Here is a 23,863-nt window from a genome sequence, read left to right on the forward strand (position 1 = left end):
GCCTACAACGCCTTGAGTTCCTCGGTGACCGCTCCGACGGATTTCTTGGCGTCACCGAACAGCATGGAGGTGTGGTCGGCGTAGAACAGCGGGTTGTCGATGCCGGCGAAGCCGGAGTTCATCGAGCGCTTGAGCACGATCACCGACTTGGCCTGGTCGACGTTGAGCACCGGCATGCCGTAGATCGGACTCGAGGAGTCCTCCCGGGCGGCGGGGTTGGTGACGTCGTTCGCGCCGATCACCAGGGCGACATCGGTGCGGCCGAATTCGCCGTTGATGTCGTCCATTTCCTTGAGCGCGTCGTAGGAGACCTCGGCCTCGGCCAAAAGGACGTTCATGTGACCGGGCATGCGACCGGCGACCGGGTGGATGGCGTATTTGACCTCCACCCCTTTGGCCTCCAGCAGCGAGGCCATCTCCTTGACCGCGTGCTGCGCCTGCGCGACCGCCATGCCGTAACCGGGCACCACGATCACCTGGTTGGCGTACGCCATCTGGATCGCGGCGTCCGCGGCCGAGGTGGCCTTGGCCTGCTTCTGCTCACCACCACCAGCGCCCGGCGCGGTTCCGCCGCCGCCGAAGCCGCCCGCGACGATGGCCGGGATGGACCGGTTCATCGCCTTGGCCATCAGGTTGGTCAGGATGGTGCCGGACGCGCCGACGATCATGCCCGCGACGATCATCGCGGTGTTGTTCAACGCCAGACCCGCGGCCGCGGCCGACAGACCCGTCAGCGCGTTCAGCAGCGAGATGACCACCGGCATGTCGGCACCGCCGATCGGCAGCACGACCATCAACCCGAGCACACCGGCGGCGAGCAGCAGCAGCACCATCCACCACCACGCCGCGCCACCGTCGGCGGCGCGCACACCGATCACCACCGCCGCGGCGACGGCCACTACCAGCAGCAACAGGTTCAACGGTTGCTGGAGCTTCCCGACGCCGACCGGGCGGCCGGGCAGGATCTCCTGCAGCTTGCCGAACGCGATCAGCGAGCCCCAGAACGACACCGAACCGATGATCGCGGCGAACAACGACCCGGCGATGATGTGCACGGTCGGGGATTCCCCGTGCTTGAACGCCGAGAAGCCGGTGGTGTCCAGGAATTCCGCCCACGCGATCAGCGCGACCGTGCCGCCGCCGACGCCGTTGAACGCGGCCACCAGCTGCGGCATCGCGGTCATCTTCGTGTACCGCGCGGGCGGCACGCCCAGCACCACACCGATCACGAGCCCGGCGACGATCAGGATCCAGTTGGTGGTCTCCCGGATGGAGATCAGCGTCGCGACCACCGCGATGCCCATGCCGATCGCGGCGATCCAGTTACCGCGCACTGCGGTCTTCGGCCCGGTCAAACCCATCAGGCCGTAGATGAACAGCGCGAACGCGACGATGTAGAGGATGTTGACGAGGTTGTCCATTGGTCTACTTCCCCGCCTTCTCAGCAGCCTCGGCCGCGACCGGCTTCTTGCCCTTGAACATGCCGAGCATGCGGTCGGTGACCACGAAACCACCGACCACGTTCAGGGTTCCGAACACCAGCGCGACGAACAGGATGATCTGGATGCCGATCGACGGGTCTTCCATCTTGCCCAACGTGACCAGCGCACCCAGCACCACGATGCCGTGAATGGCGTTGGTGCCCGACATCAGCGGCGTGTGCAGCGTGTTCGGGACCTTGGAGATCACTGCGAAACCGACGAACCCGGACAGCACCAGGATCGCGATATTCGCCAGAAGTTCGGTATACATCAGCTATCCACCTTCGCCTCGGTCGCGTCCTTCGCCTCCACCGGCTCCGCCTCCACCGACTCCGCGGCTTGCGCCGCCTCGGGCGCCTCGGCCGCTTCGGTCGCATCACGGGTCACGCAGGAATCCGCCAGCACCTGGTCACCGAAATCCGGGGCGAGCTTGCCGTCGACCAGCATCAGCTCCAGCAGCGCCGCGATGTTCTTCGAATACAGCTCCGAAGCGTGCTCGGGCATGGTGGCGGGCAGATTCAACGGGGAGGCGATGGTCACCTCGTGCTTGACCACGGTCTGCCCCGGCTCGGTCAGCTCGCAGTTGCCGCCGGTCTCCCCGGCCAGGTCCACGATCACGCTGCCGGGCTTCATACCCTCCACCGCCGCGGCCGTCACCAACCTGGGCGCGGGACGCCCCGGCACCAGCGCGGTCGTGATCACCACGTCGAAGCCCTTGATCGCGTCCTCGAGCGCCTGCTGCTGCCTGGCCTTCTCCTCGTCGGTGAGCTCACGGGCGTACCCGCCCTCACCGGCGGCATCGATGCCCAGATCCAGCCACTGCGCACCCACCGACCGCACCTGATCGGCCACCTCGGGCCGCACGTCGTAACCGGTGGTCCGCCCGCCGAGGCGCTTGGCCGTGGCCAGCGCCTGCAAGCCCGCGACACCCACGCCGAGCACCAGCACCGTCGCCGGCTTCACCGTGCCCGCGGCGGTGGTCAGCATCGGGAAGAACCGCGTCGACTCCGACGCCGCCAGCAACACCGCCTTGTATCCCGCGACGTTCGCCTGCGAGGACAGCGCGTCCATCACCTGCGCGCGCGAGATCCGCGGAATCGCCTCCACCGCGAAGGCCTGCACCCCCGCCGCCTTCAGCGCGCCGATCTGATTGTCGGCGTTGCGCGGGGCGAGGAACCCGATCAGCGTCTGCCCCGACGACAGCTTGGCCACCTCGGCGTCACTGGGCGGGGCCACCTTCACCACCACGTCCGCCGACCACGGGTCACCGATCGACGCGCCCGCCTCCACATAGGCTTGGTCGGGAATCAGCGCGCCCTTCCCGGCTCCGGACTCGACGACCACCTCCACGCCTTGCTTCAGCAGGCTCGGGATGATCTTGGGCACCAATGCGACACGTCGTTCGCCCGCGTTGGATTCGCGAACGACACCGACACGCGCGCCGCGCGGCGATGGATCGCCTACGCTCTGCGTTGTCTCCACTTGTCAGACTTCCTTCTCTTACTGAGCTTCAGGCAACGGGTAGACGACCGGACGATGTTACTGTCGAGTAAGTTCGCCCAAATCCTCGCCACTGTACCTGGCCCGCCGTGAGCCTAGCTGAGATGCCCGTCACACACGCCGGGCGAATCCCGCCGGTACGCCGGACGTCACCGAGCGGACCACCAGGCGCCGAGCGGCGGTCCACCTTTTTCTCTTCTCGGTGTGATCGTGGTCGCCGCAGGTGAACACGGCAAGACCGTACGGAGAAGTTCGTTACCAACCTCGAGGTCAGGCACCTGATCGGACGTGCGGCGCACAGCGGCGCAGTGACGTGCGTCATGCCGATCGACGGTCCGGGGTGTTCCGCTCGGCTCGTACGCCGTATGGTCCAGCGTGTGAACGACTGCGTCTTCTGCCGCATCGTGGCAGGCGAAGCACCGGCGGCGAAGGTGTACGAGGACGACGCGCTCTGCGCGTTCCTCGACGTCCGGCCGATCGCCCGTGGGCACACGCTGGTCATACCGAAACGGCACGCCGCCGAGTTGGAGGATCTGGACGCCGAACTCGGCGCGCAAGTCTTCCGGATCGGGCATCGGCTCGCACTGGCCATCCGGCGCAGCAGTCTCGCCGCCGACGGCGCCAACTTGATCCTCAACGACGGAACCGCCGCGTTCCAGACCGTGCCGCACGTCCACCTGCACGTGATCCCGCGCAGCCACGGCGACAAGCTACGGTTCGCCAAGGGATTTCTGCTGCGGCGCCCGCACGATCCGGTCGCCACCGCCGCGGCCATCCGGGAGGGCATCGCGGCATTGGAGAACGAGGGCGAAGGCCCGGAAAAGGAAATCGACGGATGACCGAGACGTTCGATCGGACCGCGCTGATCGAGCTGCTGTCGCAGCAATGGGACGCGATCGACGCTCTGATCGCGCCTTTGGACGAGGAGCGCTGGCGGACTCCGTCGTCGCTGCCCGGCTGGACCGTATTCGACGTCGTCGCCCACGTCGTCGGCACCGAATCCTGGCTGCTGGGCGACCGGCCGCCCGCGCACGACCCGACCAAGCCGAAGACCGACGTCAGCACGCTGCCCTACGTGCGCAACGAGACCGCGGTGCTCAACGAGATCTGGGTGGACCGGCTGCGTCCCCTGTCCGGCGCGCGGCTGCTGGAGTTCTACCGCGGCGTCGTCGACCGCAGGCGCGCCGCGCTCGCCGCGATGGGCGACGCCGAGTGGGAGAAGGAAACGATCTCGCCGATCGGACAGGTGACCTACGGCAGATTCATGCGGGTGCGGTTGTTCGACTGCTGGATGCACGAACTCGACATCGCCGACGCGCTCGGCACGCCGGTGGACGAGGGCGGCCCGCGCGGCCAGCTGGCGTTCCAGGAGTTCGCGGGCAGCATCCCGCGCGTAGTGGTGAAGAAGGGCGAGGCGCCGGACGGTGCGCGGATCGCCTTCGCGCTGACCGGGCCCCTGGCCAGGACCTTGCGCATCCAGGTGGCCGGCCGGGCGAGCTACGTGGACGCCTTCGACGGACCGGCCACCGTCGAAATCGGCTTGGACTCCGGGCTTTTCGTGCGGCTGGGCGGCGGGCGCACGACCGCTGACCAGCACCTGGACGAGATCGCCATCCGAGGCGACGGCGAACTCGGGCAGCGCATCGTCCGCCACCTGGCCTTCACCATCTGAGCCGCGGTGCGACTGTTCCTGTCCAGCTATCGCTTCGGCGCGCACTACGACCGGCTCGCCGCGCTGGCGGGCCCGCCCGGCCGGGTCGCGCTGATCCCGAACGCCTGCGACGCCTGGCCGCAGGCGTGGGCGGGCGCGGTGAGCAGTGACATGTCGCCGCTGCGCAAGCTCGGTTACCGGCCCGAGGTGCTCGACCTGCGCGAGTACGTCGGCCGGGAAGCGGAGCTGGAACGGAAGCTGGCCGAATTCCCGCTGGTGTGGGTGCGCGGTGGCAACACGTTCGTCTTGCGGGCCCAGTTCGCCCGCAGCGGCGCGGACCGCGTCCTTCCCCGGCTGCTCGCCGCCGACGCGCTCGCTTACGCCGGCTACAGCGCCGGGGCCTGCCTGCTGGCCCCCGACCTGCACGGGCTGGAATCGGTGGACGACCCCGACGAGGTCGCGCCCGCGTGTGGCGTCGAACCGCGCTGGGACGGATTGGGATTGGTGGACCGCCGGATCGTGCCGCACGTCGATTCGGCCACCGACCCCGACGGCGACTGCACTCGGCTCGCGGCCCGGTATCGCGCCGAAGGCGTCGCGCACTGGGCGCTGACCGACGACGACGCGATCGTCGTCGACGGCCAGCGCGTCGAAGCGCTGATCGCTCCGGCGTCCTGACACATCCGCGGCCGCTCGAGCACACGGTGGTCACGGGTCGAGCTGGTCAGACCGACTTCGGCTGGGAACTCACGTCGACGTCGGGCGCCGCCTCCGGCTCGACTGATCGGCGGAAGACCACCCAGCGCATCGCGCTGTACATGTAGACCGCTTCGCACGCGCCCGCCAGCATCCGGGACAGGTGGTATTGCAGCCCCAGCGCGGCGAGTCCGCTGCCGACGCCGAGGATGAACGCGAGGTAGTTGAGCACGACCACCACGACGTACACCGCGGCCTGCCTGCCCACCGGCGCGTGCGAATGGAAGTTGAACGTGCGATTGAGCACGAAGCTCAGGCCGAACGCGCACACGTAGGCCACGGTCACCGACAACCACACCGGCAGCGCGAACCACCCGTGCAAGAGGGTGAGCAGCGCCAAGTCGACAGCGAAGGTGCCGCTGTTGATCAGCGCGAAGCCGAGGAAGGTCGGCGGGACGAGACGGTCCAGGCCGAACGGCAGCCGGGCGACGACCGCCGCGCACCAGCGGGTGAACCGATCGGCGATGGTGTCGGCGGTCTCGGACAGCTCGTGCACGCGACCAGGGTGCCAGCGGCAGATGTCCGGCAGATGAGCGGGCGGCGACCGCCCGGTGGCTCAGCTGATCTGCGCCCGGCCGGGACCGTCCGCGTCGTGGTCCAACCCGGCCCAGGCCGCCAGGCACCGTCGCCGCGCGACATCGTCCGCGTCGGCCAGCAGTGCCTCCAGCAACTCGCGGGGCTCGCGGCGCCAGAGGTCGGCCAGCTCGGCGAGGGCTTCCTTGCCGAAGACACCGGAGCGGTCCAGCGCGGTCAGCCACTCCTCGTGCTCGCCCGCGTGCACCCGGCGCAGCGCGTCCGCGTCGATGCCGTCCTCGACGAACTCGCTGGAGAACATCGCGGCGACCAGTTCCCGGCGACTGGGTTGTTCGCCCTGCATCCGTTCCATCCCTCCACGTGGTACGCGGCGAACCGCATGACTGCCGGCGCCGCGACGAGGCGGCCCCGGGAGAACTCGATGCCCCGACAGTCAAGCCTCTGTCGGCATTCTGGTCTCCCGACGGCGGTAATACCACTGTGGCGGGTGACATCACATTCTGGGGCATCCGGCCGCGGGTCGGCCGATCAGCGAATACCCGGCGCGGGAAGCTAGCGTGAAGTGGTGGACCTGCATGAGTTGATCGCCGCTCTCCCCGACGGCACGGTGCTCACCGATCCCGACCTGCTGGCCGGCTACCGGCAGGACTGGGCGCGCGACCCGGGCGCCGGAACCCCGCTGGCCGTGGTGCGGGCCACCGGCACCGACGACGTGGCCGCGACGCTGCGGTGGGCCACCGCGCATCGTGTCCCGGTGATCCCCCGCGGGGCCGGATCCGGGCTGTCCGGGGGCGCCACGGCCGTCGACGGAGCCATCGTGCTCACCACCGAGCGGATGCGCGCGATCACCGTGGACCCGGTGACCCGGACCGCCGTGGTGCAGCCGGGCCTGCTCAACGCCGAGGTCAAGCGCGCGGTCGCGGAGCACGGCCTGTGGTACCCGCCGGACCCGTCGTCGTTCGAGATCTGCTCGATCGGCGGCAACGCCGCCACCAACGCGGGCGGCCTGTGCTGTGTGAAGTACGGCGTCACCACCGATTACGTGCTCGGGATGCAGGTCGTGCTCGCCGACGGCGCGGTGGTCCGGCTCGGCGGTCCGCGCTTGAAGGACTCGGCCGGGCTGTCGCTGACCAAGCTGTTCGTCGGCAGCGAGGGCACGCTGGGGGTGATCACCGAACTGACCTTGCGGCTGCTGCCCGCGCAACCGCCGCAGAGCACGGTCGTCGCGAGCTTCCCGACGCTCACCGCGGCCACGGAGGCGATCCTGACCATCACCGGCGAATTGCGGCCGTCGATGCTCGAGTTCATGGACTCGGTGTCGATCAACGCCGTCGAGGACGAGCTGCGGATGGGATTGGACCGGCAGGCGGCCGCGCTGCTGGTCGCGCGCTCCGACGCACCCGGCGAGTACGCCCGGCGCGAGGCCGAGGTCATGGCGGCGGCCTGCGAGAAGGCAGGGGCCACCGAGGTTTTCCACACCGAGGACCCTGCCGAGGGCGAGGCGTTCGCGGCCGCACGGCGTTTGGCGATTCCGGCCGTGGAGAAACTCGGGCCGCTGCTGCTCGAGGACGTCGGCGTGCCACTGCCCCGGCTCGGCGACCTGGTGACCGGCGTGGCCGAGATCGCCGAGCGCAACGCGGTGACGGTGTCGGTGATCGCGCACGCGGGCGACGGCAACACCCACCCGCTGATCGTGCACGACCCCGCCGACGCGGACCACACCGCGCGAGCGCACCGCGCCTTCGGCGAGATCATGGACCTCGCCATCGCTCTCGGCGGCACCATCACCGGCGAGCACGGCGTCGGCCGTTTGAAGAAGGCATGGCTGCCCGACCAGCTCGGCCCCGACGTGATGGCCCTGACCCGCCGCATCAAGGACGCGCTCGACCCGGACGGCATCCTCAACCCCGGCGCGATCCTGTGACCGAGCCGGAACATTCCGTACCGACAAGGAGTTCTACCCGACTATGACGACAAGGCTCGAACACAACGTCGCCGACACCCGCTACGAGATCTACATCGATGACACCCTCGCCGGGTACGCCGACTACGCCGAACGCGAAGACCTCAAGGTCCGCGACTTCCACCACACGCTGACCTTCCCCGAGTTCCGGGGCCGCGGGGTAGCCGCCCAAGTCGTCGAATTCGCCCTCAACGACTCCCGCACAGCGGGTTTCTCCGTCATCCCCACCTGCTGGTATGTGGAGCAGTTCATCACCGAACACCGCGAATACGCCGACATGGTCTCCTGACCGATCGTCGCGGCACGGCTTCTCCGGCTCAGCACTGCGTCGGCTGCCTCGTCCGCGACACGCCCCGGTGTCCTGAAACCCCGGTGATGTACCCGTCAATCCAGCAAATGTATGGACTGGACCCTCGTCGGAGTCGGAGGTTCGATGCAGAGGCGCGGGTAGAGCACCCCGCCTCGAATCCACAGACGAAAATTTTTCGGGGAGGTTCGATCTGTGTGGATATCTCGACTGGTCCGCGACGCCTCGGGCCGGATCGTCGACAGTTTCCTCGAGTACGCTGAGCACAATAAAGCTGTCACCGGCGACCGAACGGGGAAAGTTCGAGATCTGCTCGAGGAAATGGGCGCACAGGATGAACGTGGCGCAGCACGGATCCGGACGTCCACCGGACATGCGGCGAGCGGATCACAAACGACTTCGTCGACTTCGTCCACGCCGACGCGCACTTCCGGCAGGAAGCTCGAGATCCCCGATCTTTCGTCCATTCCTCCACTCGAAAGATTCATCCGCGGCTCGTCCGCCGACGACGACAAACTCCTGGCGACACTCTCCGCGCTGAATCGAAGGTACGGCCCGTACGATGTGCATATCGCTCAGGCGAATTACCTCGACGACGCCGAAGGATTCAAATACCATGCATCGATCCGTGACCCCGACAAGGGGATGGTCGGCATACTCGAGAGAAAAATATACAAAGACGAGCAGGGGCGGATAGTTGTCGAAAATCGAGTGATGGATCTCGACGACGATGCCACGGGGAAGGGGTTCGCCACCGCGTTCAACTCCGCGATGGAGGGCTATTACCGCAGATCGGGAGTAGATCGACTGAAGGTTTTCGCGACGGACGACGGGGGGTACGCTTGGGCGCGTGCGGGATACGACTTCGACACGAGTCCAGGGCTCATCGAGTCTTCGGTTTCCTCGATCACGGATAAGATCCGCAAAATATACGATCAGTGCTCGCCGGCCGATCGGGTACAACTCGACGACATCCTGCGCAGATTCGGGGGGCGTGTCATCGAATATCCGTCGCCGAACGAACTCGCGAGTTTGACCGGTGACGACCACCAACTCGGCAAGACGTTGATGAAGGGTACAGCATGGTACGGAGTGAGGGTCCTGTGAACGTGACGCCCGCAGAAGAGGAATTCATTCGCGCTCGCAGCAAGGCGATGTCCGACGCATTCATGGACTTCGTGACATCACGCGCGCTGGACATGGACATGGACACCTGGCCGGATGCCGACCGCCGGGAATTCGATATCCGCAACCGTGCCCTGATAGAGGAATGGAAGCGCAAGGCGCGAGAGTTGCCCTAGTCACCAGCGCCCGCCGACCATGCCGCACCTCCGCGAGTGCCACACCACTGTGAGGTCTACTCACGGTTTGCCGCGGCCATGTGCCACTCACGGATGCTCCGGGGTGTTGATTGGTTCAGGGGCGGTTGAAGAGGCCGTCGACTATGCCAGTGGTGAAGGTGTTCCACTCGGCTGAGGTGAACTTCAGGGCCGGGCCGGTCGGGTTCTTGGAGTCACGTACGCCGACTCCGCCTCCGGTGAGGAACGCGACCTCCACGCATTCCTTACCGGCCTGACTACGGCTGCTCTTGAACCACTTTGCCCCGGATAGCTCAACGTCCACGCTGCTCATGCTCCCTCGCTACCTGCCGCAGCAGATTCCTGCTCGAATTGACATCCAAGGCAGCTTCCCTGATGCGGTCGTACCGCTGAGTGTAGAACCGCACGTCGTCGGCATCCTCGAGGTACATATCGCCCACCGCGCCTTCGAGGTAGACGACGGGCGGCTCGATCTGATCCACAGGGCCGCTATCCCCGAAGGAGAGGATGACGAAGGGAGGCATGGACACTCCGCCTGGGAACCCTGCATCGAATGGCAGCACGCGAATAGTGACGTTGTCCCTTGTGGACACATCTGCCAGATAGCGGTTTTGCGTCGCCATGACCGCATGGCTACCGGCCACGCGCCGTAGCGAGGCTTCGCCGATCACCACATCGAGTGTGACCGGCTGTGTCCTGCGGGTGACGATGTTCTGTCGCTGCGCCTTGATCTGTCCACGTTGCTTCCACTGCTCCGGCGTTTCCTCCGGACACGCGAGACGAACAAGCGCCCGGTCGTAGTCGGCAGTTTGGAGCAGACCCGGTATCAGGTCGGGCTGGTATGACACCAGCTTCCCCGCTGCCGCTTCCAGTCCGACGTATACGTCGAAGGTCTTGGGGATGAAGTCGCCGTACTGGTGCCACCAGCTTTTGACATTCGCCTGTTTGGCCAGTCCCACAAGCGCGGCTGCCAGATCCTCCGGCACGCCGTACAAGTCGCACGCTGCTTGGATATCGCGAGTCCGGATTCGCGAGTTCTGCCCTTTCTCCAGCCGCTGCAGACTGCTCGCTCCGATCTCCAGCAGGTTCGCGGCCTTCACCTGGGTCATGCCTGCACGCGTACGCCACTCGGTCAGGTACCTCCCGAGCTGACGACGCGGCAGAGTCGAACCGATTTCTGACAAGTGGACCTCCCCTTACCCCGTCACGGGCACCCCGAATCACCCGTCTCGCGTACATCCTCACACCGTTTGCGGTGCGCGTGCTGGGCTTTCGGGGACCTTTTTTCGGTGTACCCGATTCGGGGTGCCCGCACCTGCGCGCCGTTGTCTGATGACCGTGCGCACCGACCGGGGTTGGGATTGCGGAGTCCGCGGAGCGATCCACTCCAATCCGTCGACATACCAAGCGAGGACAGGGTCGTGCGCACCTCCTACCCGCCGATGCGACCCGAGGTCTTCTGATGGATGCGCCGATAGCTTTCGGAGACACCCCGCTGTCTCGCTGCCACTACTACCGACGAGTGTGCAACCTGCCCGCGACCGTGGACCCGCCCCAGATCGGCCGAATCGTCGTGCGAACCGGGATGGTCTGGGCGATAACCATGCCCGCCGTCCTCGGACAGCACGTGAAGGCGTGGATGCGCAACCACGGCCACGAGTCGGGGCCGATTCTGTCGCATCCGCGATCGAAACGGTGGACGTTCATCATCCGGCCGGATCTGCCGGACGACGTACCCCTGTTCGCCGAGATGTTCCGCTTGAACGTGTCCGTCATCCGCTACGGCGGGACGATCGCCTTGCCCAGCCCCGCCGACCGAGGAACCCAGTTCCGCGCGTGGGTAACACGGCCCGATACGGCATTTCGCCCTTCCGGCCGTGTGGTCGTCGCAGCGATCCGTAACTGCGTAGCCGAAAAGACCGCACGCCGCAGGCGGTTGGCCACGTATGCCTGACCGCCCGCCATCCCCCATCCCCTCCGAGCCGGACGTTCACCTGTCGGTGTTCTGGCACGGCGCCCGCCTCGACTTCGTCGCCTGCCTTACGGCCGCATGCCTGTTCGTCCAGGAATGGCGCGCCCACCACTGGCACGACGCAGTGCAGGTATCCACAGATTGCACCGACAGTTACCCGAGACTGCCGTGCGAACGGCTGTATCTACACCCCTGACATCGACTCCATCGCCGCCCGAGCGAACGTCGCGTTCCTCAAAAGTTGAAACGGAATGATCCGTTCTGTTACTCTTCAAACAGAACGAAGCATTCCGTTTCCGAAGGAGATCGCCATGAGCACCATCAAGCCCTTCCGGGTCGACATTCCGCAGACGCAGCTCGACGATCTGGCCGACCGTCTGCGCCGCTCCCTGTGGCCGAGCGAACTGCCCGGCGTCGGCGACTCCTATGGGGTGCCCGAGGGCCGGGTGCGCGGCCTGGCACAATACTGGCTGGAGACCTTCGACTGGCGGGCGCTCGAGGCGAAGCTGAACGCCTACCCGCAGTTCACCACCGAGATCGATGGCGAGAACATCTACTTTCTGCACATCCGGTCAGCTCGCGCGGACGCGCTGCCGGTGGTCCTGACCCACGGCTGGCCCGGCTCGGTGCTCGAGTTCCTCGACGTCATCGAGTCGCTTACCGCGCCGGAGTCGCCTGCGGAGCCCGCCTTCCACCTGGTGATTCCGGCGCTGCCCGGCATGGGCTTCTCCGGCCCGACGCACAGCACCGGCTGGACCATGCGTCGCGTCGCCAAGGCCTGGATCGAGCTGATGGATCGGCTCGGTTACCAGCGCTTCGGTGCGATCGGCAACGACGGCGGCTCGATGGTCTCCCCGGAGATCGGTCGGCTGGCACCGGACCGGGTGGTGGGTGTCCATGTGACACAGCTGTTTTCGTTCCCGTCCGGCGATCCGGCCGAGTTCGTCGACCTCTCGCCGGAGGATCTGGCGGCGCTCGAACACCTGAAGTGGTTCCAGGACAACAAGATGGCCTTCAACATCCTGTGCAGCCAGCAGCCGCAGACGCTGGCCTACGCGCTCTCCGATTCGCCGATCGGCCTGCTGGGTTGGAACGCACAGCTTTTCGGAGAGAGTCTGGACGCCGATTTCGTCATCGGCAACGTCGCCCTCTACTGGCTGACCGGCACCGCGGCCTCCTCGCTCCGGTACTACTACGAGGAGGCGCACAGCACCGACCGCCCGACCGGCTCGACCACGACCCCCACCGCGCTTGCCATGTTCAAGGGCGACTTCCAGTCGATCCGCCGGTTCGCCGAGCGTGACCACAGCAACATCGTCAGCTGGAACTCCTACGACGCAGGCTCGGCGATCGGCGGTCCGAACGATGCCGCAGGCCACTTCGCCGCACACGAGGCACCCGAACTGCTCGTCGGCGACATCCGGCGGTTCTTCGCCCAAGTCGGCTGAAGTCCGGCCGCGCTCCGAGGGCTGTCACCGGATCGGGTTTGCGTGGTTCCGCGAATCCAGTGAGCCGACTTCGGTTCACTGGATTCGCCCATTAGACGAAACGCACTGTGAGCCTTTTGTCCACCGGGTTCGACTCGTCCTGCTCGGCGGCTCTGATCAGCACGGAAGCGATCGCTTCGAAAGATTCGACGCCCATCAGTTCTCTGCTGATACCGGAGTTCTCCCAGACGATCTCGACCGGGCGTTCGACGTCCGTGGACAGGCGGTCCCACAGAGCGTTCAGGTTGTGCCCGTAGTACGGGCCGAAGTCCAGGGGTGCCCACAGAGCGTGGTGCAGGTCCGCATGGATCCGGATCCGTGTTCCATCGATGGTGACGCGCATGGTGTTGCTTCCAGTTCGACAGTTGGATGAAGGAGCCAGTGCGGCACTCTATGTCGTTTGGATGGCAGCTTCGAGCGGGCGAAAGACAGACGTTCGGGCGGCCCATACACCTCGACGGCCCGAAAAGGGCCTGAGGTGCGTTCCAGGACCGCCCGAACGTCTACCGAAACATCACTTGAGCAGCGCGCGCGACATCACCAGGCGCTGGATCTGGTTGGTGCCCTCGTAGATCTGGGTGATCTTCGCGTCGCGCATCATGCGCTCCACCGGGAAGTCGGTGGTGTAGCCGGCGCCGCCGAACAGCTGGACGGCGTTGGTGGTGACCTCCATGGCGACGTCGGAGGCGAAGCACTTGGCGGCGGCGGAGATGAAGCCGAGGTTCTGCTCGCCGCGCTCGGCGCGGGCGGCCGAGGTGTAGACCATGAGGCGAGCGGCCTCGATCTTCATCGCCATGTCGGCGAGCATGAACTGGGTGTTCTGGAAGTCGGCGATCGACTTGCCGAACTGCTTGCGGTCCTTGGTGTAGGCGATGGCCGCGTCCAGCGCGCCCTGAGCCAGGCCGACGGCCTGCGCGCCGATGGTGGGGCGGGTGTGGTCGAGGGTCTGCAGCGCGGTCTTGAAGCCGGTGCCCGGCGCGCCGATCATGCGGTCACCCGGCACCCGGCAGTTCTCGAAGTACAGCTCGGCGGTGGGCGAGCCCTTGATGCCGAGCTTGTGCTCCAGCGGGCCGACCACGAAGCCCTCGTCGTCCTTGTGCACCATGAACGCCGAGATGCCGTTGGCGCCCTTCTCCGCGTCGGTCACCGCCATCACGGTGTACCAGGACGACTTGCCGCCGTTGGTGATCCAGCATTTGGAGCCGTTGATGATCCAGTCGTCGCCATCCTGCTTGGCCCGGGTGCGCATGCCGGCCGCGTCGGAGCCGGCCTCGCGCTCCGACAGCGCGTAGGAGGCCATCTCACCGTTGACGATGTCCGGCAGCACCTTCTGCTTCAGCTCCTCGGAACCGTTCAGGATCAGGCCCATGGTGCCGAGCTTGTTGACGGCGGGGATCAGCGAAGACGACCCGCAGACGCGCGCGACCTCTTCGATGACGATGCAGGTGGCCACCGAGTCCGCGCCCTGGCCGCTGTAGGCCTCGGGCACGTGCACGGCGTTGAAGCCGGAGGCGTTGAGCGCGGTCAGCGCCTCCTCCGGGAAGCGGGAGTTGCCGTCGACGTCCTTGGCGTGCGGGGCGATCTCCTTCTCCGCGAGAGCGCGGATCGCTTCGCGCAGCTCATCGTGGAAGTCCTCGAGCTTGAACAGGTCGAAATCGGGGTTTCCCGCCATCGGGCTTCACTCCTGGTCGTCGGTGGTCGGCGCCGCTTTCCCTCGAACGAAAGCAGCACATCGGCACTCAGTGCCATCTAACCGTCGAGTATACCCACATGGACGGCAATCACGTGGGGAGATGATGTGGCACTCAGTGTCAGATCGGTCGCACTCCGGGTCAGCTCACAGGGTACCGAGCTTTCGAACCAGCAAGTCCGCGATCTGCCTGGGCGGGGCGTCGCGCGGGAACACCGCGACGACCAGCTCGTCGGGATTCACGGCACGGCCCGCGCCGCGCGGGATCGCGGCCAGCTCCACCCGCAGGTCGGCGGCGCCCGCGTCCGACTCGCCGCGCACCATCCGGCGCAGCAGGTAGTTGTGCGTCGCGGTCACGGCGGCGGCGAACTGCACCCGCGCCAGGTCGGGGGCGTCGGGCAGCCGCTCGCGCAGGTAGTCGGTGAACAACCGCTCGTAGCGGAACACCGTGACGATCTCGCGCTCCCGCAGCGCGGGCACCCGCCGCACCACCTGATACCGCCGCGCCGCGATCTCCCGCCACTGCGTGAAACGCTCGAAGACCTGCACCACCGCCGCGCACACCGCCTCCCACGGGTCGTCGGCCGACGCGGCCAGGAACTCCGCCGCTTGCGCCAGCTGCGACTCGTGGTCGGCGAAGATCACATCCTCTTTCGACCGGAACTGCCGGAAGAACGTCCGCCGGGAGATCCCCGCCGCTTCCGCGATCTCGTCCACCGTCGTCGCCTCGTACCCCTTCTCGGCGAACAACCGCAGCGCCTGATCCACCACCGTCAGTCGAAAGTGCGCGGTGTCGTCGTCTCCCCGCGTCCGAGCGATATCCCCTGTAGTCACGACCTCACACCGTAGTCAGCGGCCGGGAGAGCGAATCCCCCACACCGGGACCTTCTGAGTCCGACGAAGCCGGGACCGTGCGACCGCCGATGCCGGGCAGGGTCGATAGACGCACTTCAGGGCCGTCGATCCGGTATCGGTCAGACGGCCCTCGGAGTGCTTCAGCTGCTCAGCGCTGCCGGGGCGCCATCCGCCGGTGCGGTTCGCAATCCCGCCGAGCCGATGGCGGCGCGACGCGCACGCAGACCGCTGACCAGGCACAATGTGACGCCGAGCGTGAGCCAGGCGAGCAGGACGAGCACGGCGTGGGTTGCCCCGTGGCCGTCGAAGAAGGCGGTCGAGCGCAGCAACCGGCCACCAGCGCCGGGCGGCAGCGCCTGGCCGAGCGCGCCGGACCAGCCCGGCAGCATCTCGGGTGCGGTCGCCGTGCCCGAGAGGGGGTTGCCGATGAGCATCATCACCACGGCGCCGATCCCGATCCCGGCGTAGCCGAGCAGCGCCTCCAGCCCGAGGACGGTCAGCGCGGTGGCCGCGATGGACAGGCCGACGGCGCCGGTGTTGGCGAGGTAGGAACCGCTCAGCGAGCCGAGCCAGAACTGCAGGATCGCGGTCACGGCCAGGCCGCCGGTGAGCGCGAAGGCCAGCGCCCCGATGACCCGGCGGAATGTGCCGCGAACAAGCCGGGTCAGCAGCACCGCGGCCAGCAGACCACCCATGACCAGGGGCAAGGCGCCCGCGGACAAGCCTGCGCCGCGCGGATCGTCGGCGGGCAGAGCGACGAGGTCGCGGACCGCCGTGCCGGACGTCCCCGGCTGCCCCAGGCCGGTCGCGACGCCCTGCAAGGTCTGAGCGACCGCGGGTCCTGCGGCGGAAGCGACGACGACCTGCGGGGCGCCGGAGCTGAGATCGATGGCCCCGTACACCTTCCGGTCGCGGATGAGTCGTTCCGCCGCCGCTGTGTCGGCTACCTCGCTGATCTCGAAGCCGCCAGGGAGGCGTTGATCGAGTGCGGTGCGCAGTTGCGCGACCGCGGGGCTCGGCCCCGCGACCGCGATCGGCACATCGTGGACCGACGACCGCACCGACGGCCAGGCGAAGGCGATGAGCAGCACGCTGACGAGCGCCGTGAGCAGCACGACTGCCCCGGCCACCGTCGGCCGGCGCGACGGAAACGGATCGGCGAGCGGCGCCCGCGTGGTCATGTTCTCTCCTCGAGCAGTGGGGCCGACTCAGCGCAAGGTCAGCGGGGTTTCGGAGTCGACGTGGGTCAGTTTCTGCGGGTTGCGCACGTAGTAGATGCCGGTGATGCGGGTGTCCTCCACGCGCATCGCGAGCACGCCGTCGAGTTCCCCGTCCATGTGCAGCGCCAGCGCGGGGCTGCCGTTGACCGTGGTCGGCTCGACGGTGAGCGCGACGTCGTTCTTGGTGAGGCCGCCGACGATGAACCGGGCCACCTTGTCGGCGCCGGCGACCGGCCGGGGCGTGGCCTGCTTGATGCCGCCGCCGTCACTGATGGCGACGACGTCCGGGGCGAGCACGTCGAGCAAACCCTGCACATCCCGTGTCTCGAGCGCGCGCCGGAACGCCTCGGCCGCCGCCTCGGCCTGGCGCGCGGTGACCGAGCGGCGGGGGCGGCGGGCGTCGACGTGGCGGCGGGCGCGGTGCGCGATCTGGTGGACGGCCGCTGGGGTCTTGTCGACCGCGGCCGCGATCTCGTCGTAGCCGAATCCGAAGGCTTCGCGCAGCACGAACACCGCCCGTTCGGTCGGGGTCAAAGTCTCGAGCACGAGCATCAGCGCCATCGACACGCTCTCGGCGAGTTCGACGTCGGCGGCCACGTCCGGAGTGGTGAGCAGCGGTTCCGGCAGCCAGGAGCCCACGTAGGCCTCCCTGCGGCGCTTCATCGAGCGCAACCGGTTGAGCGCTTGCCGGGTGGCGATCCGGACCAGATAGGCGCGCGGCTCGGTGACGTGCGCCGCGTCGACGCCGACCCAGCGCAACCAGGTTTCCTGCAAGACGTCGTCGGCGTCGGCCGCCGATCCGAGCATCTCGTAGGCGACCGTGAAGAGAAGGTTGCGATGGGCGAGGAACGTCTCGGTCGCCTCGGCCGTGGCATGGTCGCCGCTGTCCCGGCTGTCCGCCTCGCGGTCGGTCGACCGTTGTCCATCGGTGCCACTGGTTGGTTCCATGAGGTCCTCTTCTGTAGACGTTCGATCCGATTCGTGGGCGCACAGCGCACCCCGGACGACATGCGCCCCCGTTCGCGAGATCGCGCGAGTGGGGCAGCGGCACGACGCTGCCCCAGCCTGCGCAGCCGCCGCGACCACTCGAATGGCGGTTTCTACACCACCCGTTCGGCGACGACCGGCGCGCCGACGCCCTGTGCCTGCAACAGCTGCGGCCGGTGCTTGCCGTCCTTGGGCCAGTGGTGCGACCCGGGCTTGCGCGCTTCGTTCACCAGATGCTTGACGCTGGAGGCGCAGGCGAACTCCTTGAGCTTCGTGCCCGCGAGCCCACTGAAATACAGCGGCATCGCGGTGTCGTCCTTGCGGCCGAGCTGGAAGATCCCGGCATCCCGGCCGAAGCTGAGGCACATCGCGGGGAACGACAGGTCGACCGGCGCGGGCTGCGCACCCGCGATCCGGTTCAGCACCGTGTCGGCGGCATGGGCCCCGAGGCAGCCCGCGGCGTAGGCGCTCATCCGGAACGGCAGGTCTGATGGCGCCGCCGAATCTCCCGCCGCGACGATGCGGTCGTCGTCGACGCTGGTCAGGGTTTCGTCGGTGAGCAGGCGCCCGGCGGTGTCGGTGCGCAGCCCGCTGCGGGCGGCCAGATCGGGCACACCGAAACCCGCCGTCCAGATGGTGACCCGACTCGCCAACGTGCGACCGTCACCGAGCTCGACGGCCTCCGGTGTCACCGCCGTGACCGCCGCGTCAGGGCCTTCCACCAGGGTGACCCCCAGTTTGACGAGGTATTTGCGGGCGGTACGCCGGGCCCGGGGGTGCAGGTACGGACCGACGACCGCGCCGCAGACCAACGTGACGGCGCGGCCCTGTTCCGCCAGCTCCGCGGCAGTCTCGATACCGGTGGGCCCACCTCCGACGACCGTCACCGCAGCCGACAGCGGTGTGTCGTCGAGCACCGACCGCAACCGTCGCGCCGCCTCCAAAGTGGCGATGGGGTAAGCGAACTCGTCCGCACCCGGCACCCGCGAAGCCGCGCTGCCGCTGCCCACCGCGTAGATCAGATAGTCGTAGGCGATCGCACCGCCGTCGGCCAGCGTCACGCTGCGCTCCGCCGCGTCGATCCGCGTCACGCTGTCGACCACCAGCCGCACCCCCTCGGCCAGAACTTCCTGATAGTCGACCACCGCGTCATGGGTCCCGCCGACCAGCTGGTGCAGCCGCAGCCGCGGAACGAACGCCGAGCGCGGATTGATCACCGTCACCCGCACGTCCGCACGCTGGGTCAGGCGATTGGCCGCCATCACCCCGGCATATCCGCCGCCGATCACAACCACATCGATCTTCTCGCTCATGGTGTCTCCTTCGCTCCGAAAGGCTCGAGCACAAGACACCGCGGCTACGAACTTCCTGACACGTTGTGACACAGATCACTTTCCCGAGTTGGCTCGCGGAATGCGGACGGCTGCATGCGAGCCTGTTTCGAATATTTCGAATGCTTCGTATACTTCGATAAGGAGGTGATCAGTGTGGCAAACATTCGCGATGCGAAGCGCACCGAACCGGGAGCGATCGATGCAGACGTCGCAGCTCGCGCGATGCGGCGGATCAAGGACTATCTGATGCGGCACCCCGGCGAGCAGACCATTCAGGTCGCCCCCGAGCATCCAGGCGACGACGCTTTGGTGTTGCCCCGACAGGCCGTCAGCTTGTTGGCATTCATCCTGGCGCAGGCGGCGGAAGGACGCGGTGTCACCGTGGTGCCCTCCCATGCCGAACTCACCACGCAGCAGGCGGCGGACATGCTGAACGTATCGCGCCCTTACGTCGTGACACTGTTGGAAACAGGCGAGATTCCCTTTCGTCGAGTAGGCCGTCATCGCCGGATCCGATACGACGACTTGAAGCAATACCAGCGGCGAGCCGAGGTCAAGAGTCGAGCCGCGATGGACGAGTTGGCGCAACTCGGCCAGGACCTCGGCATCTGACCATGGCTCTCGTTGTCGTGTACGACGCCAATGTGCTGTATGGCAATACGCTGCGGGATCTACTCATCCGCCTCGCGCGGTCGGGTGCCGTACAAGCGAAGTGGACTGATCGCATCCTGGACGAGGCACTGAACAACCTGTCGGCGAAACGGCCGGACATTCCGGTCGACCGGCTGGCCCGACTGCGCACGTTGATGAACGATGCCGTGCCGGATTGCCGAGTCTACGGATACGAACCTCTGATCGAAGCGGTGAAGCTGCCGGACCCAGATGATCGGCATGTCCTCGCAGCAGCCATCGCAGCGAAGGCGCAAGTCATCGTGACGTCCAACCTGGCGGACTTCCCGGACGATGCACTGGAACCCTGGAATATCGAGGCGAAGAGCCCCGACGATTTCCTGCTCGACCAGATCGATCTGGACGACCGTGTGGTCTGGGCGTGCATTCAGCAGATCGCCGATTCACGGATCAACCCACCGGAAACCATCGAAGACGTGCTGGACGCTTTGGAGAACGCGGGATTGGTGGAAGCGGTCGCGAACTTGCGTGCAGGCAGGCGCGACCGCTGACCGTCTACCGCTCAGCCCAAGAGCTTGGTGCGCAGGGCGTCGTCCTTTTCCAGGACCATCTGCTCTAGACCGGCCTGGAACTGTTCCATGCGGGTGCGCAGGGCCGGGTCGTGGGCGGCGAGGATGCGGGCGGCGAGCAGGCCCGCGTTGCGGGCGCCGCCGATGGAGACGGTGGCGACCGGCACGCCCGCGGGCATCTGGACGATGGACAGCAGCGAGTCCATGCCGTCGAGGTACTTGAGCGGCACCGGCACGCCGATCACCGGCAGCGGCGTCGCGGAGGCGACCATACCGGGCAGGTGGGCCGCGCCGCCCGCGCCGGCGATGACGACCTTCAATCCGCGACCCGCCGCCGACCGCGCGTAGTCGAGCATGCGCTGCGGGGTGCGGTGCGCCGAGACGACGCCCACCTCGAAGCGGATCCCGAACTCGGCCAGAGCCTCGGCGGCCGCCTCCATCGTCGGCCAGTCGGAGTCGCTGCCCATGATCAGGCCGACAGCCGGGGCGATAGCCAGTTCTTCACTCATGCGGATCCCATCCGTCGGTCCAAATCGCGTGCGACATCCAGTGCGCCGCCCGCTCGGCCTTCTCCCGGACCTCGGCCACGTCGTCGCCGAGGATGTTGACGTGCCCGATCTTGCGGTCGGGTCGTTCTCCCTTGCCGTACAGGTGCACCTTCGCCTCCGGGATCCGGGCGAACAGGTGGTGCAGCCGCTCGTCCATCGACATCGCCGGGGCCTGCGGCGCGCCGAGGATGTTCGCCATCACGGTCACCGGGGCCAGCGGCGCGGTGTCACCGAGCGGGTAGTCGAGCACGGCGCGCAGATGCTGTTCGAACTGCCCGGTACGCGCGCCGTCCATCCCCCAGTGCCCGGAGTTGTGCGGGCGCATGGCCAGCTCGTTCACCAGCAGCTCGCCGTCGGTGGTCTCGAACAGCTCCACCGCCATGACGCCCACCACACCGAGTTCCTTGGCCAGGTTCAACGCCATGGTCTCCGCCGCCGCGGCCGTGTCCTCCGGCAGGCCGGGCGCGGGCGCGATGACCACCGCGCATTGCCCCTTCCGCTGCACCGTCTCCACCACCGGCCAGGTCGCCGCCTGCCCGAACGGCGAACGGGCCACCATCGCCGACAGTTCGCGCCGCAGGTCGATCTTCGCTTCCGCCAGCAACTGGACGCCGCGGCCGAGCTGATCGGTGACGATCGCCGCGGCCGCGTCGGCGGACTCGGGCATCCACACGCCGCGCCCGTCGTAACCGCCGCGCACCGCCTTCAGCACGATCCGCCAGCCGTGCTCGTCGCCGAACCGCACGGCGTCGTCGACCGAGTTCACCGGGATGAACGCGGGCACGGGCAGCCCGAGTCCGCTCAGCTTGGTGCGCATCGCCAGCTTGTCCTGCGCGTAGACCAGCGCCTGCGGCGGCGGCTGCACATTGACGCCCTCGGCGACCAGCGCTTCCAAGTGCTCGGTCGGCACATGCTCGTGGTCGAAGGTCAGCGCGTGCGAGCCGACCGCCGCCTTGCGCAGCGCGGTCAGGTCGGTGTGGCTGCCGAGCACCACCTCGGGACTGACCTGCGCGGCCGGGTCGTCGGGGTTCTCGGCGAGCACGCGCAGCCGCTGGCCCAGCGCGATCGCCGCTTGATGGGTCATGCGCGCCAATTGACCGCCACCGATCATGGTGACGGTGGGCATGGCCGATGGATCGAAGGAACGTGCGCTCACGTCGGACAATATTGTCATGTCCGGCGCGAATGATCGGTACCGGTACACTCCGGTCTTGTGTCATTCGTCGACGACGTGGTCAGCGTCCTCCCCAAGCCGCTGCAAGATATCGCGTACCGGCATCGGGAATTGATCAAGTTCGCGATCGTCGGCGCGACCACGTTCGTGATCGACAGCGGCATCTTCTACATGCTGAAGTGGACGGTGCTCGCGGAGAAACCGGTGACGGCCAAGATCATCTCCGGCGTCATCGCCGTGATCGCGTCCTACATCCTGAACCGGGAATGGTCGTTCAAGAATCGCGGCGGACGAGAACGGCATCACGAAGCGCTGCTGTTCTTCGCAGTCAGCGGCGTCGGCGTCGTGCTGGCCTTCACGCCGCTGTGGATTTCCAGCTATGTCTTCGACCTGCGCCAGCCCAACGTGAGCTTCACGGTCGAGAACATCGCCGACTTCATCAGCGCCTTCATCATCGGCAATCTGCTGCAGATGGCCTTCCGTTTCTGGGCGATGCGCCGCTGGGTCTTCCCGGACGAAATGAGCGAGCTCGAAGCGGAATTCGTGGACCTCGTGGAAGAGGAACTCGGCCGCGGCTGAGTCACCGCGGCTCGGGCGCCACGGTGTTCGCCGGGCGTGCCTTCGAGGACCCGAGGAACACCGCGAACAGCGCCGGCCTGCGCCGCTGCAATTCCAATCGCCCACCGTCCGCCTCGACCAGGGCCCGCGCCAGCGCGAGCCCGACGCCGGTGGAACCGCCCGCGGAGAAGCCCCGGTCGAAGATGTGCGGGGCCAGCTCGTCGCGCACCCCGTGCCCCTCGTCGGCGACCTCGACACAGACCAGCGGCTCGCGGTCGGCCCCCGGCCGCACCGAACGCACCGACACCGTGCAGGTGCCGCCGCCGTGCATGAGCGCATTATCCACCAGCACCGCCACCGCCTCGCGCAGCCGTGAGCCCGTGATCGGGGCGCGCAGCGACTCGTCGCCGGTGAGCGTGAGTGTCCGGCCCGCCTCGGTGAACGGGTGGGTCCATTCGGCGACCACGCCGCGCAACTCGTCCATCACGGGCAGCGGATCGCGATCGGCCGCGTCCTCGTCGCGGGAGGCCCGGACCAGATCGTCGATCGCGTCGGTGAGCCGGTCGACCTGGGCCATGGCCTCCTCGGCCTCGTGCACCACCTCCGGGTCGGGATGCGCGGACAGCTCGTCCAGCCGCAACCGCACGGCGGTCAGCCTGCTGCGCAGCTGATGCGACACGTCCGCCACCAGGGCGTGTTCGCGCTGGAGTCGTCCGGCGATCTCCACGGTCGCCGAGTCGAGCACGTCGGAGACGCGATCCAGTTCCGCGATGCCGTGCCTGCGCGGATCAGCCCGGAAATCCCCCATCGCCAGCCGCGCCGCGCGCGCCGCGACGTCCCGCAGCGGATCGGCCACCCGGCGGGCGGTGACCACCGCGACCGACACCGCCGCGCCGAGCGATGCGAGCACCGCCAGCGCGACCACCGCGACCGCTTGGCGCTGCATGGCGTGCATCGGCGCCGACGGCACCTCCAAGCGCAGCGACGCCGACTTGCCCATCGACAGCGACTCGACCAGCGGATCGGGCACCTCGGCCACACCGACATCGCGCCGGGAGGCGTTGTCCTGTTGGGACGGGTAGACGATGGTGAGCCTGCCGTTCTCGGGCACCAACGGCGCGACCGACCGGATGTCCAGTTCGCCGGACACCGTGCCGTCGCGTTCCTGCGCGATGATCTCCGTGGCGATCCGGTCCAGCCGGTTCTGCAGGTCGTTGCGCGTGATGTCCTCCACCCACAACCACGCCGTGTAGATGAGCGGCACGCCGAGCACCACCGTGGTGAGGGTCAGCACGGTGAGCATGGAACGCAGGATCCGGCGGCGCACG

Annotated in this window: 27 protein-coding genes and 1 pseudogene; 12 read left to right on the forward strand and 16 right to left on the reverse strand. The window is 67.6% G+C overall.

Translation table 11 applies throughout. The features are described 5' to 3' along the window. Positions 1-2: 2 nt before the first annotated feature. The 3 genes and pseudogenes from QMG86_RS25965 to QMG86_RS25975 all read right to left on the reverse strand — a co-directional run. Positions 3-1,421, reverse strand: a complete 1,419-nt coding sequence (locus QMG86_RS25965) for an NAD(P)(+) transhydrogenase (Re/Si-specific) subunit beta (protein WP_281875277.1) — start codon at positions 1,419-1,421, stop codon at positions 3-5. Positions 1,422-1,425: 4 nt separating this feature from the next. After that, a complete protein-coding gene (locus QMG86_RS25970) occupies positions 1,426-1,752 on the reverse strand; it encodes an NAD(P) transhydrogenase subunit alpha part 2 (protein ID WP_195088241.1) in 327 nt (108 codons plus the stop codon). 14 nt (positions 1,753-1,766) lie between these two features. After that, positions 1,767-2,963, reverse strand: a pseudogene (locus QMG86_RS25975) (Re/Si-specific NAD(P)(+) transhydrogenase subunit alpha); the annotation flags it as partial. 395 nt (positions 2,964-3,358) lie between these two features. On the opposite strand from QMG86_RS25975, the gene QMG86_RS25980 reads away from it, so the two are divergent. The 3 genes from QMG86_RS25980 to QMG86_RS25990 are packed head-to-tail and all read left to right on the forward strand — an operon-like array spanning position 3,359 to position 5,310. Next, positions 3,359-3,820, forward strand: coding sequence for an HIT family protein (locus tag QMG86_RS25980; protein ID WP_281875278.1), 462 nt, complete (start codon positions 3,359-3,361; stop codon positions 3,818-3,820). Then, complete coding sequence (locus QMG86_RS25985; RefSeq protein ID WP_281875279.1) at positions 3,817-4,653, forward strand: maleylpyruvate isomerase family mycothiol-dependent enzyme; 837 nt, start codon at positions 3,817-3,819, stop codon at positions 4,651-4,653. Before QMG86_RS25980 ends, QMG86_RS25985 begins: the two co-directional genes overlap by 4 nt. A 6-nt stretch (positions 4,654-4,659) precedes the next feature. Further along, positions 4,660-5,310, forward strand: a complete 651-nt coding sequence (locus QMG86_RS25990) for a Type 1 glutamine amidotransferase-like domain-containing protein (protein ID WP_281875280.1) — start codon at positions 4,660-4,662, stop codon at positions 5,308-5,310. A 46-nt stretch (positions 5,311-5,356) separates the two neighbouring features. Here the strand turns inward: QMG86_RS25990 and QMG86_RS25995 are convergent, their stop codons facing one another. Beyond that, positions 5,357-5,884, reverse strand: a complete 528-nt coding sequence (locus QMG86_RS25995; RefSeq protein WP_434086124.1) for a GtrA family protein — start codon at positions 5,882-5,884, stop codon at positions 5,357-5,359. A gap of 60 nt (positions 5,885-5,944) precedes the next feature. Next, complete coding sequence (locus tag QMG86_RS26000; RefSeq protein WP_281875281.1) at positions 5,945-6,274, reverse strand: hypothetical protein; 330 nt, start codon at positions 6,272-6,274, stop codon at positions 5,945-5,947. A gap of 213 nt (positions 6,275-6,487) precedes the next feature. On the opposite strand from QMG86_RS26000, the gene QMG86_RS26005 reads away from it, so the two are divergent. From QMG86_RS26005 to QMG86_RS26020, 4 genes are all read left to right on the forward strand, one after another. Then, positions 6,488-7,846 (forward strand): FAD-binding oxidoreductase, encoded by a 1,359-nt coding sequence (locus QMG86_RS26005; RefSeq protein ID WP_281875282.1) that lies wholly within the window; start codon positions 6,488-6,490, stop codon positions 7,844-7,846. Between the two features lie 43 nt (positions 7,847-7,889). Beyond that, positions 7,890-8,174: a GNAT family N-acetyltransferase gene (locus QMG86_RS26010; protein WP_281875283.1), complete on the forward strand. Its 285-nt coding sequence runs from the start codon at positions 7,890-7,892 to the stop codon at positions 8,172-8,174. A gap of 213 nt (positions 8,175-8,387) precedes the next feature. Beyond that, positions 8,388-9,299, forward strand: a complete 912-nt coding sequence (locus tag QMG86_RS26015) for a hypothetical protein (protein WP_281875284.1) — start codon at positions 8,388-8,390, stop codon at positions 9,297-9,299. Further along, on the forward strand, positions 9,296-9,493 hold the full coding sequence (locus QMG86_RS26020) for a hypothetical protein (RefSeq protein ID WP_281875285.1): 198 nt from the start codon (positions 9,296-9,298) through the stop codon (positions 9,491-9,493). Before QMG86_RS26015 ends, QMG86_RS26020 begins: the two co-directional genes overlap by 4 nt. Positions 9,494-9,608: 115 nt before the next feature. On the opposite strand, the gene QMG86_RS26025 is transcribed toward QMG86_RS26020, so the two are convergent. Next, positions 9,609-9,815, reverse strand: coding sequence for a DUF397 domain-containing protein (locus QMG86_RS26025; protein WP_281875286.1), 207 nt, complete (start codon positions 9,813-9,815; stop codon positions 9,609-9,611). Continuing rightward, positions 9,805-10,695, reverse strand: a complete 891-nt coding sequence (locus tag QMG86_RS26030; protein WP_350356348.1) for a helix-turn-helix domain-containing protein — start codon at positions 10,693-10,695, stop codon at positions 9,805-9,807. Before QMG86_RS26030 ends, QMG86_RS26025 begins: the two co-directional genes overlap by 11 nt. Before the next feature lie 278 nt (positions 10,696-10,973). On the opposite strand from QMG86_RS26030, the gene QMG86_RS26035 reads away from it, so the two are divergent. Both QMG86_RS26035 and QMG86_RS26040 read left to right on the forward strand, forming a co-directional pair. Then, positions 10,974-11,465: a DNA-directed RNA polymerase subunit beta gene (locus QMG86_RS26035; RefSeq protein ID WP_281875287.1), complete on the forward strand. Its 492-nt coding sequence runs from the start codon at positions 10,974-10,976 to the stop codon at positions 11,463-11,465. 329 nt (positions 11,466-11,794) lie between these two features. Continuing rightward, entirely contained in the window at positions 11,795-12,931 is a 1,137-nt protein-coding gene (locus QMG86_RS26040) for an epoxide hydrolase family protein (RefSeq protein WP_281875288.1), read from the forward strand. A 91-nt stretch (positions 12,932-13,022) separates the two neighbouring features. On the opposite strand, the gene QMG86_RS26045 is transcribed toward QMG86_RS26040, so the two are convergent. The 6 genes from QMG86_RS26045 to QMG86_RS26070 form a co-directional block, all read right to left on the reverse strand. Then, on the reverse strand, positions 13,023-13,313 hold the full coding sequence (locus QMG86_RS26045; protein WP_281875289.1) for a barstar family protein: 291 nt from the start codon (positions 13,311-13,313) through the stop codon (positions 13,023-13,025). Between the two features lie 171 nt (positions 13,314-13,484). Continuing rightward, positions 13,485-14,642 (reverse strand): acyl-CoA dehydrogenase, encoded by a 1,158-nt coding sequence (locus tag QMG86_RS26050; protein ID WP_281875290.1) that lies wholly within the window; start codon positions 14,640-14,642, stop codon positions 13,485-13,487. Between the two features lie 165 nt (positions 14,643-14,807). Further along, a complete protein-coding gene (locus QMG86_RS26055) occupies positions 14,808-15,494 on the reverse strand; it encodes a TetR family transcriptional regulator (protein WP_281875291.1) in 687 nt (228 codons plus the stop codon). 161 nt (positions 15,495-15,655) lie between these two features. Then, complete coding sequence (locus tag QMG86_RS26060) at positions 15,656-16,696, reverse strand: ABC transporter permease family protein (protein WP_281875292.1); 1,041 nt, start codon at positions 16,694-16,696, stop codon at positions 15,656-15,658. Positions 16,697-16,723: 27 nt separating this feature from the next. Beyond that, complete coding sequence (locus QMG86_RS26065) at positions 16,724-17,683, reverse strand: RNA polymerase sigma-70 factor (RefSeq protein ID WP_281875293.1); 960 nt, start codon at positions 17,681-17,683, stop codon at positions 16,724-16,726. A 152-nt stretch (positions 17,684-17,835) separates the two neighbouring features. Further along, entirely contained in the window at positions 17,836-19,035 is a 1,200-nt protein-coding gene (locus QMG86_RS26070; RefSeq protein ID WP_281875294.1) for an NAD(P)/FAD-dependent oxidoreductase, read from the reverse strand. Between the two features lie 114 nt (positions 19,036-19,149). Here QMG86_RS26070 and QMG86_RS26075 point away from each other — a divergent pair, with 114 nt between their 5' ends. Both QMG86_RS26075 and QMG86_RS26080 read left to right on the forward strand, forming a co-directional pair. Beyond that, positions 19,150-19,668 (forward strand): excisionase family DNA-binding protein, encoded by a 519-nt coding sequence (locus QMG86_RS26075; protein WP_281875295.1) that lies wholly within the window; start codon positions 19,150-19,152, stop codon positions 19,666-19,668. 17 nt (positions 19,669-19,685) lie between these two features. After that, on the forward strand, positions 19,686-20,237 hold the full coding sequence (locus tag QMG86_RS26080; protein ID WP_281875296.1) for a VapC50 family PIN domain-containing toxin: 552 nt from the start codon (positions 19,686-19,688) through the stop codon (positions 20,235-20,237). Positions 20,238-20,248: 11 nt separating this feature from the next. On the opposite strand, the gene purE is transcribed toward QMG86_RS26080, so the two are convergent. Further along, positions 20,249-20,764 (reverse strand): 5-(carboxyamino)imidazole ribonucleotide mutase, encoded by a 516-nt coding sequence (gene purE, locus QMG86_RS26085; RefSeq protein ID WP_281875297.1) that lies wholly within the window; start codon positions 20,762-20,764, stop codon positions 20,249-20,251. After that, positions 20,757-21,977, reverse strand: a complete 1,221-nt coding sequence (locus QMG86_RS26090; protein WP_434085492.1) for a 5-(carboxyamino)imidazole ribonucleotide synthase — start codon at positions 21,975-21,977, stop codon at positions 20,757-20,759. Before QMG86_RS26090 ends, purE begins: the two co-directional genes overlap by 8 nt. 39 nt (positions 21,978-22,016) lie before the next feature. Here QMG86_RS26090 and QMG86_RS26095 point away from each other — a divergent pair, with 39 nt between their 5' ends. Continuing rightward, positions 22,017-22,556: a GtrA family protein gene (locus QMG86_RS26095; RefSeq protein WP_350356349.1), complete on the forward strand. Its 540-nt coding sequence runs from the start codon at positions 22,017-22,019 to the stop codon at positions 22,554-22,556. A 1-nt stretch (position 22,557) separates the two neighbouring features. Here the strand turns inward: QMG86_RS26095 and QMG86_RS26100 are convergent, their stop codons facing one another. Then, a complete protein-coding gene (locus QMG86_RS26100; protein ID WP_159839346.1) occupies positions 22,558-23,862 on the reverse strand; it encodes a sensor histidine kinase in 1,305 nt (434 codons plus the stop codon). Position 23,863 lies beyond the last annotated feature (1 nt).

The organism is Nocardia sputorum (genome assembly GCF_027924405.1).
Lineage (GTDB): Bacteria > Actinomycetota > Actinomycetes > Mycobacteriales > Mycobacteriaceae > Nocardia > Nocardia sputorum.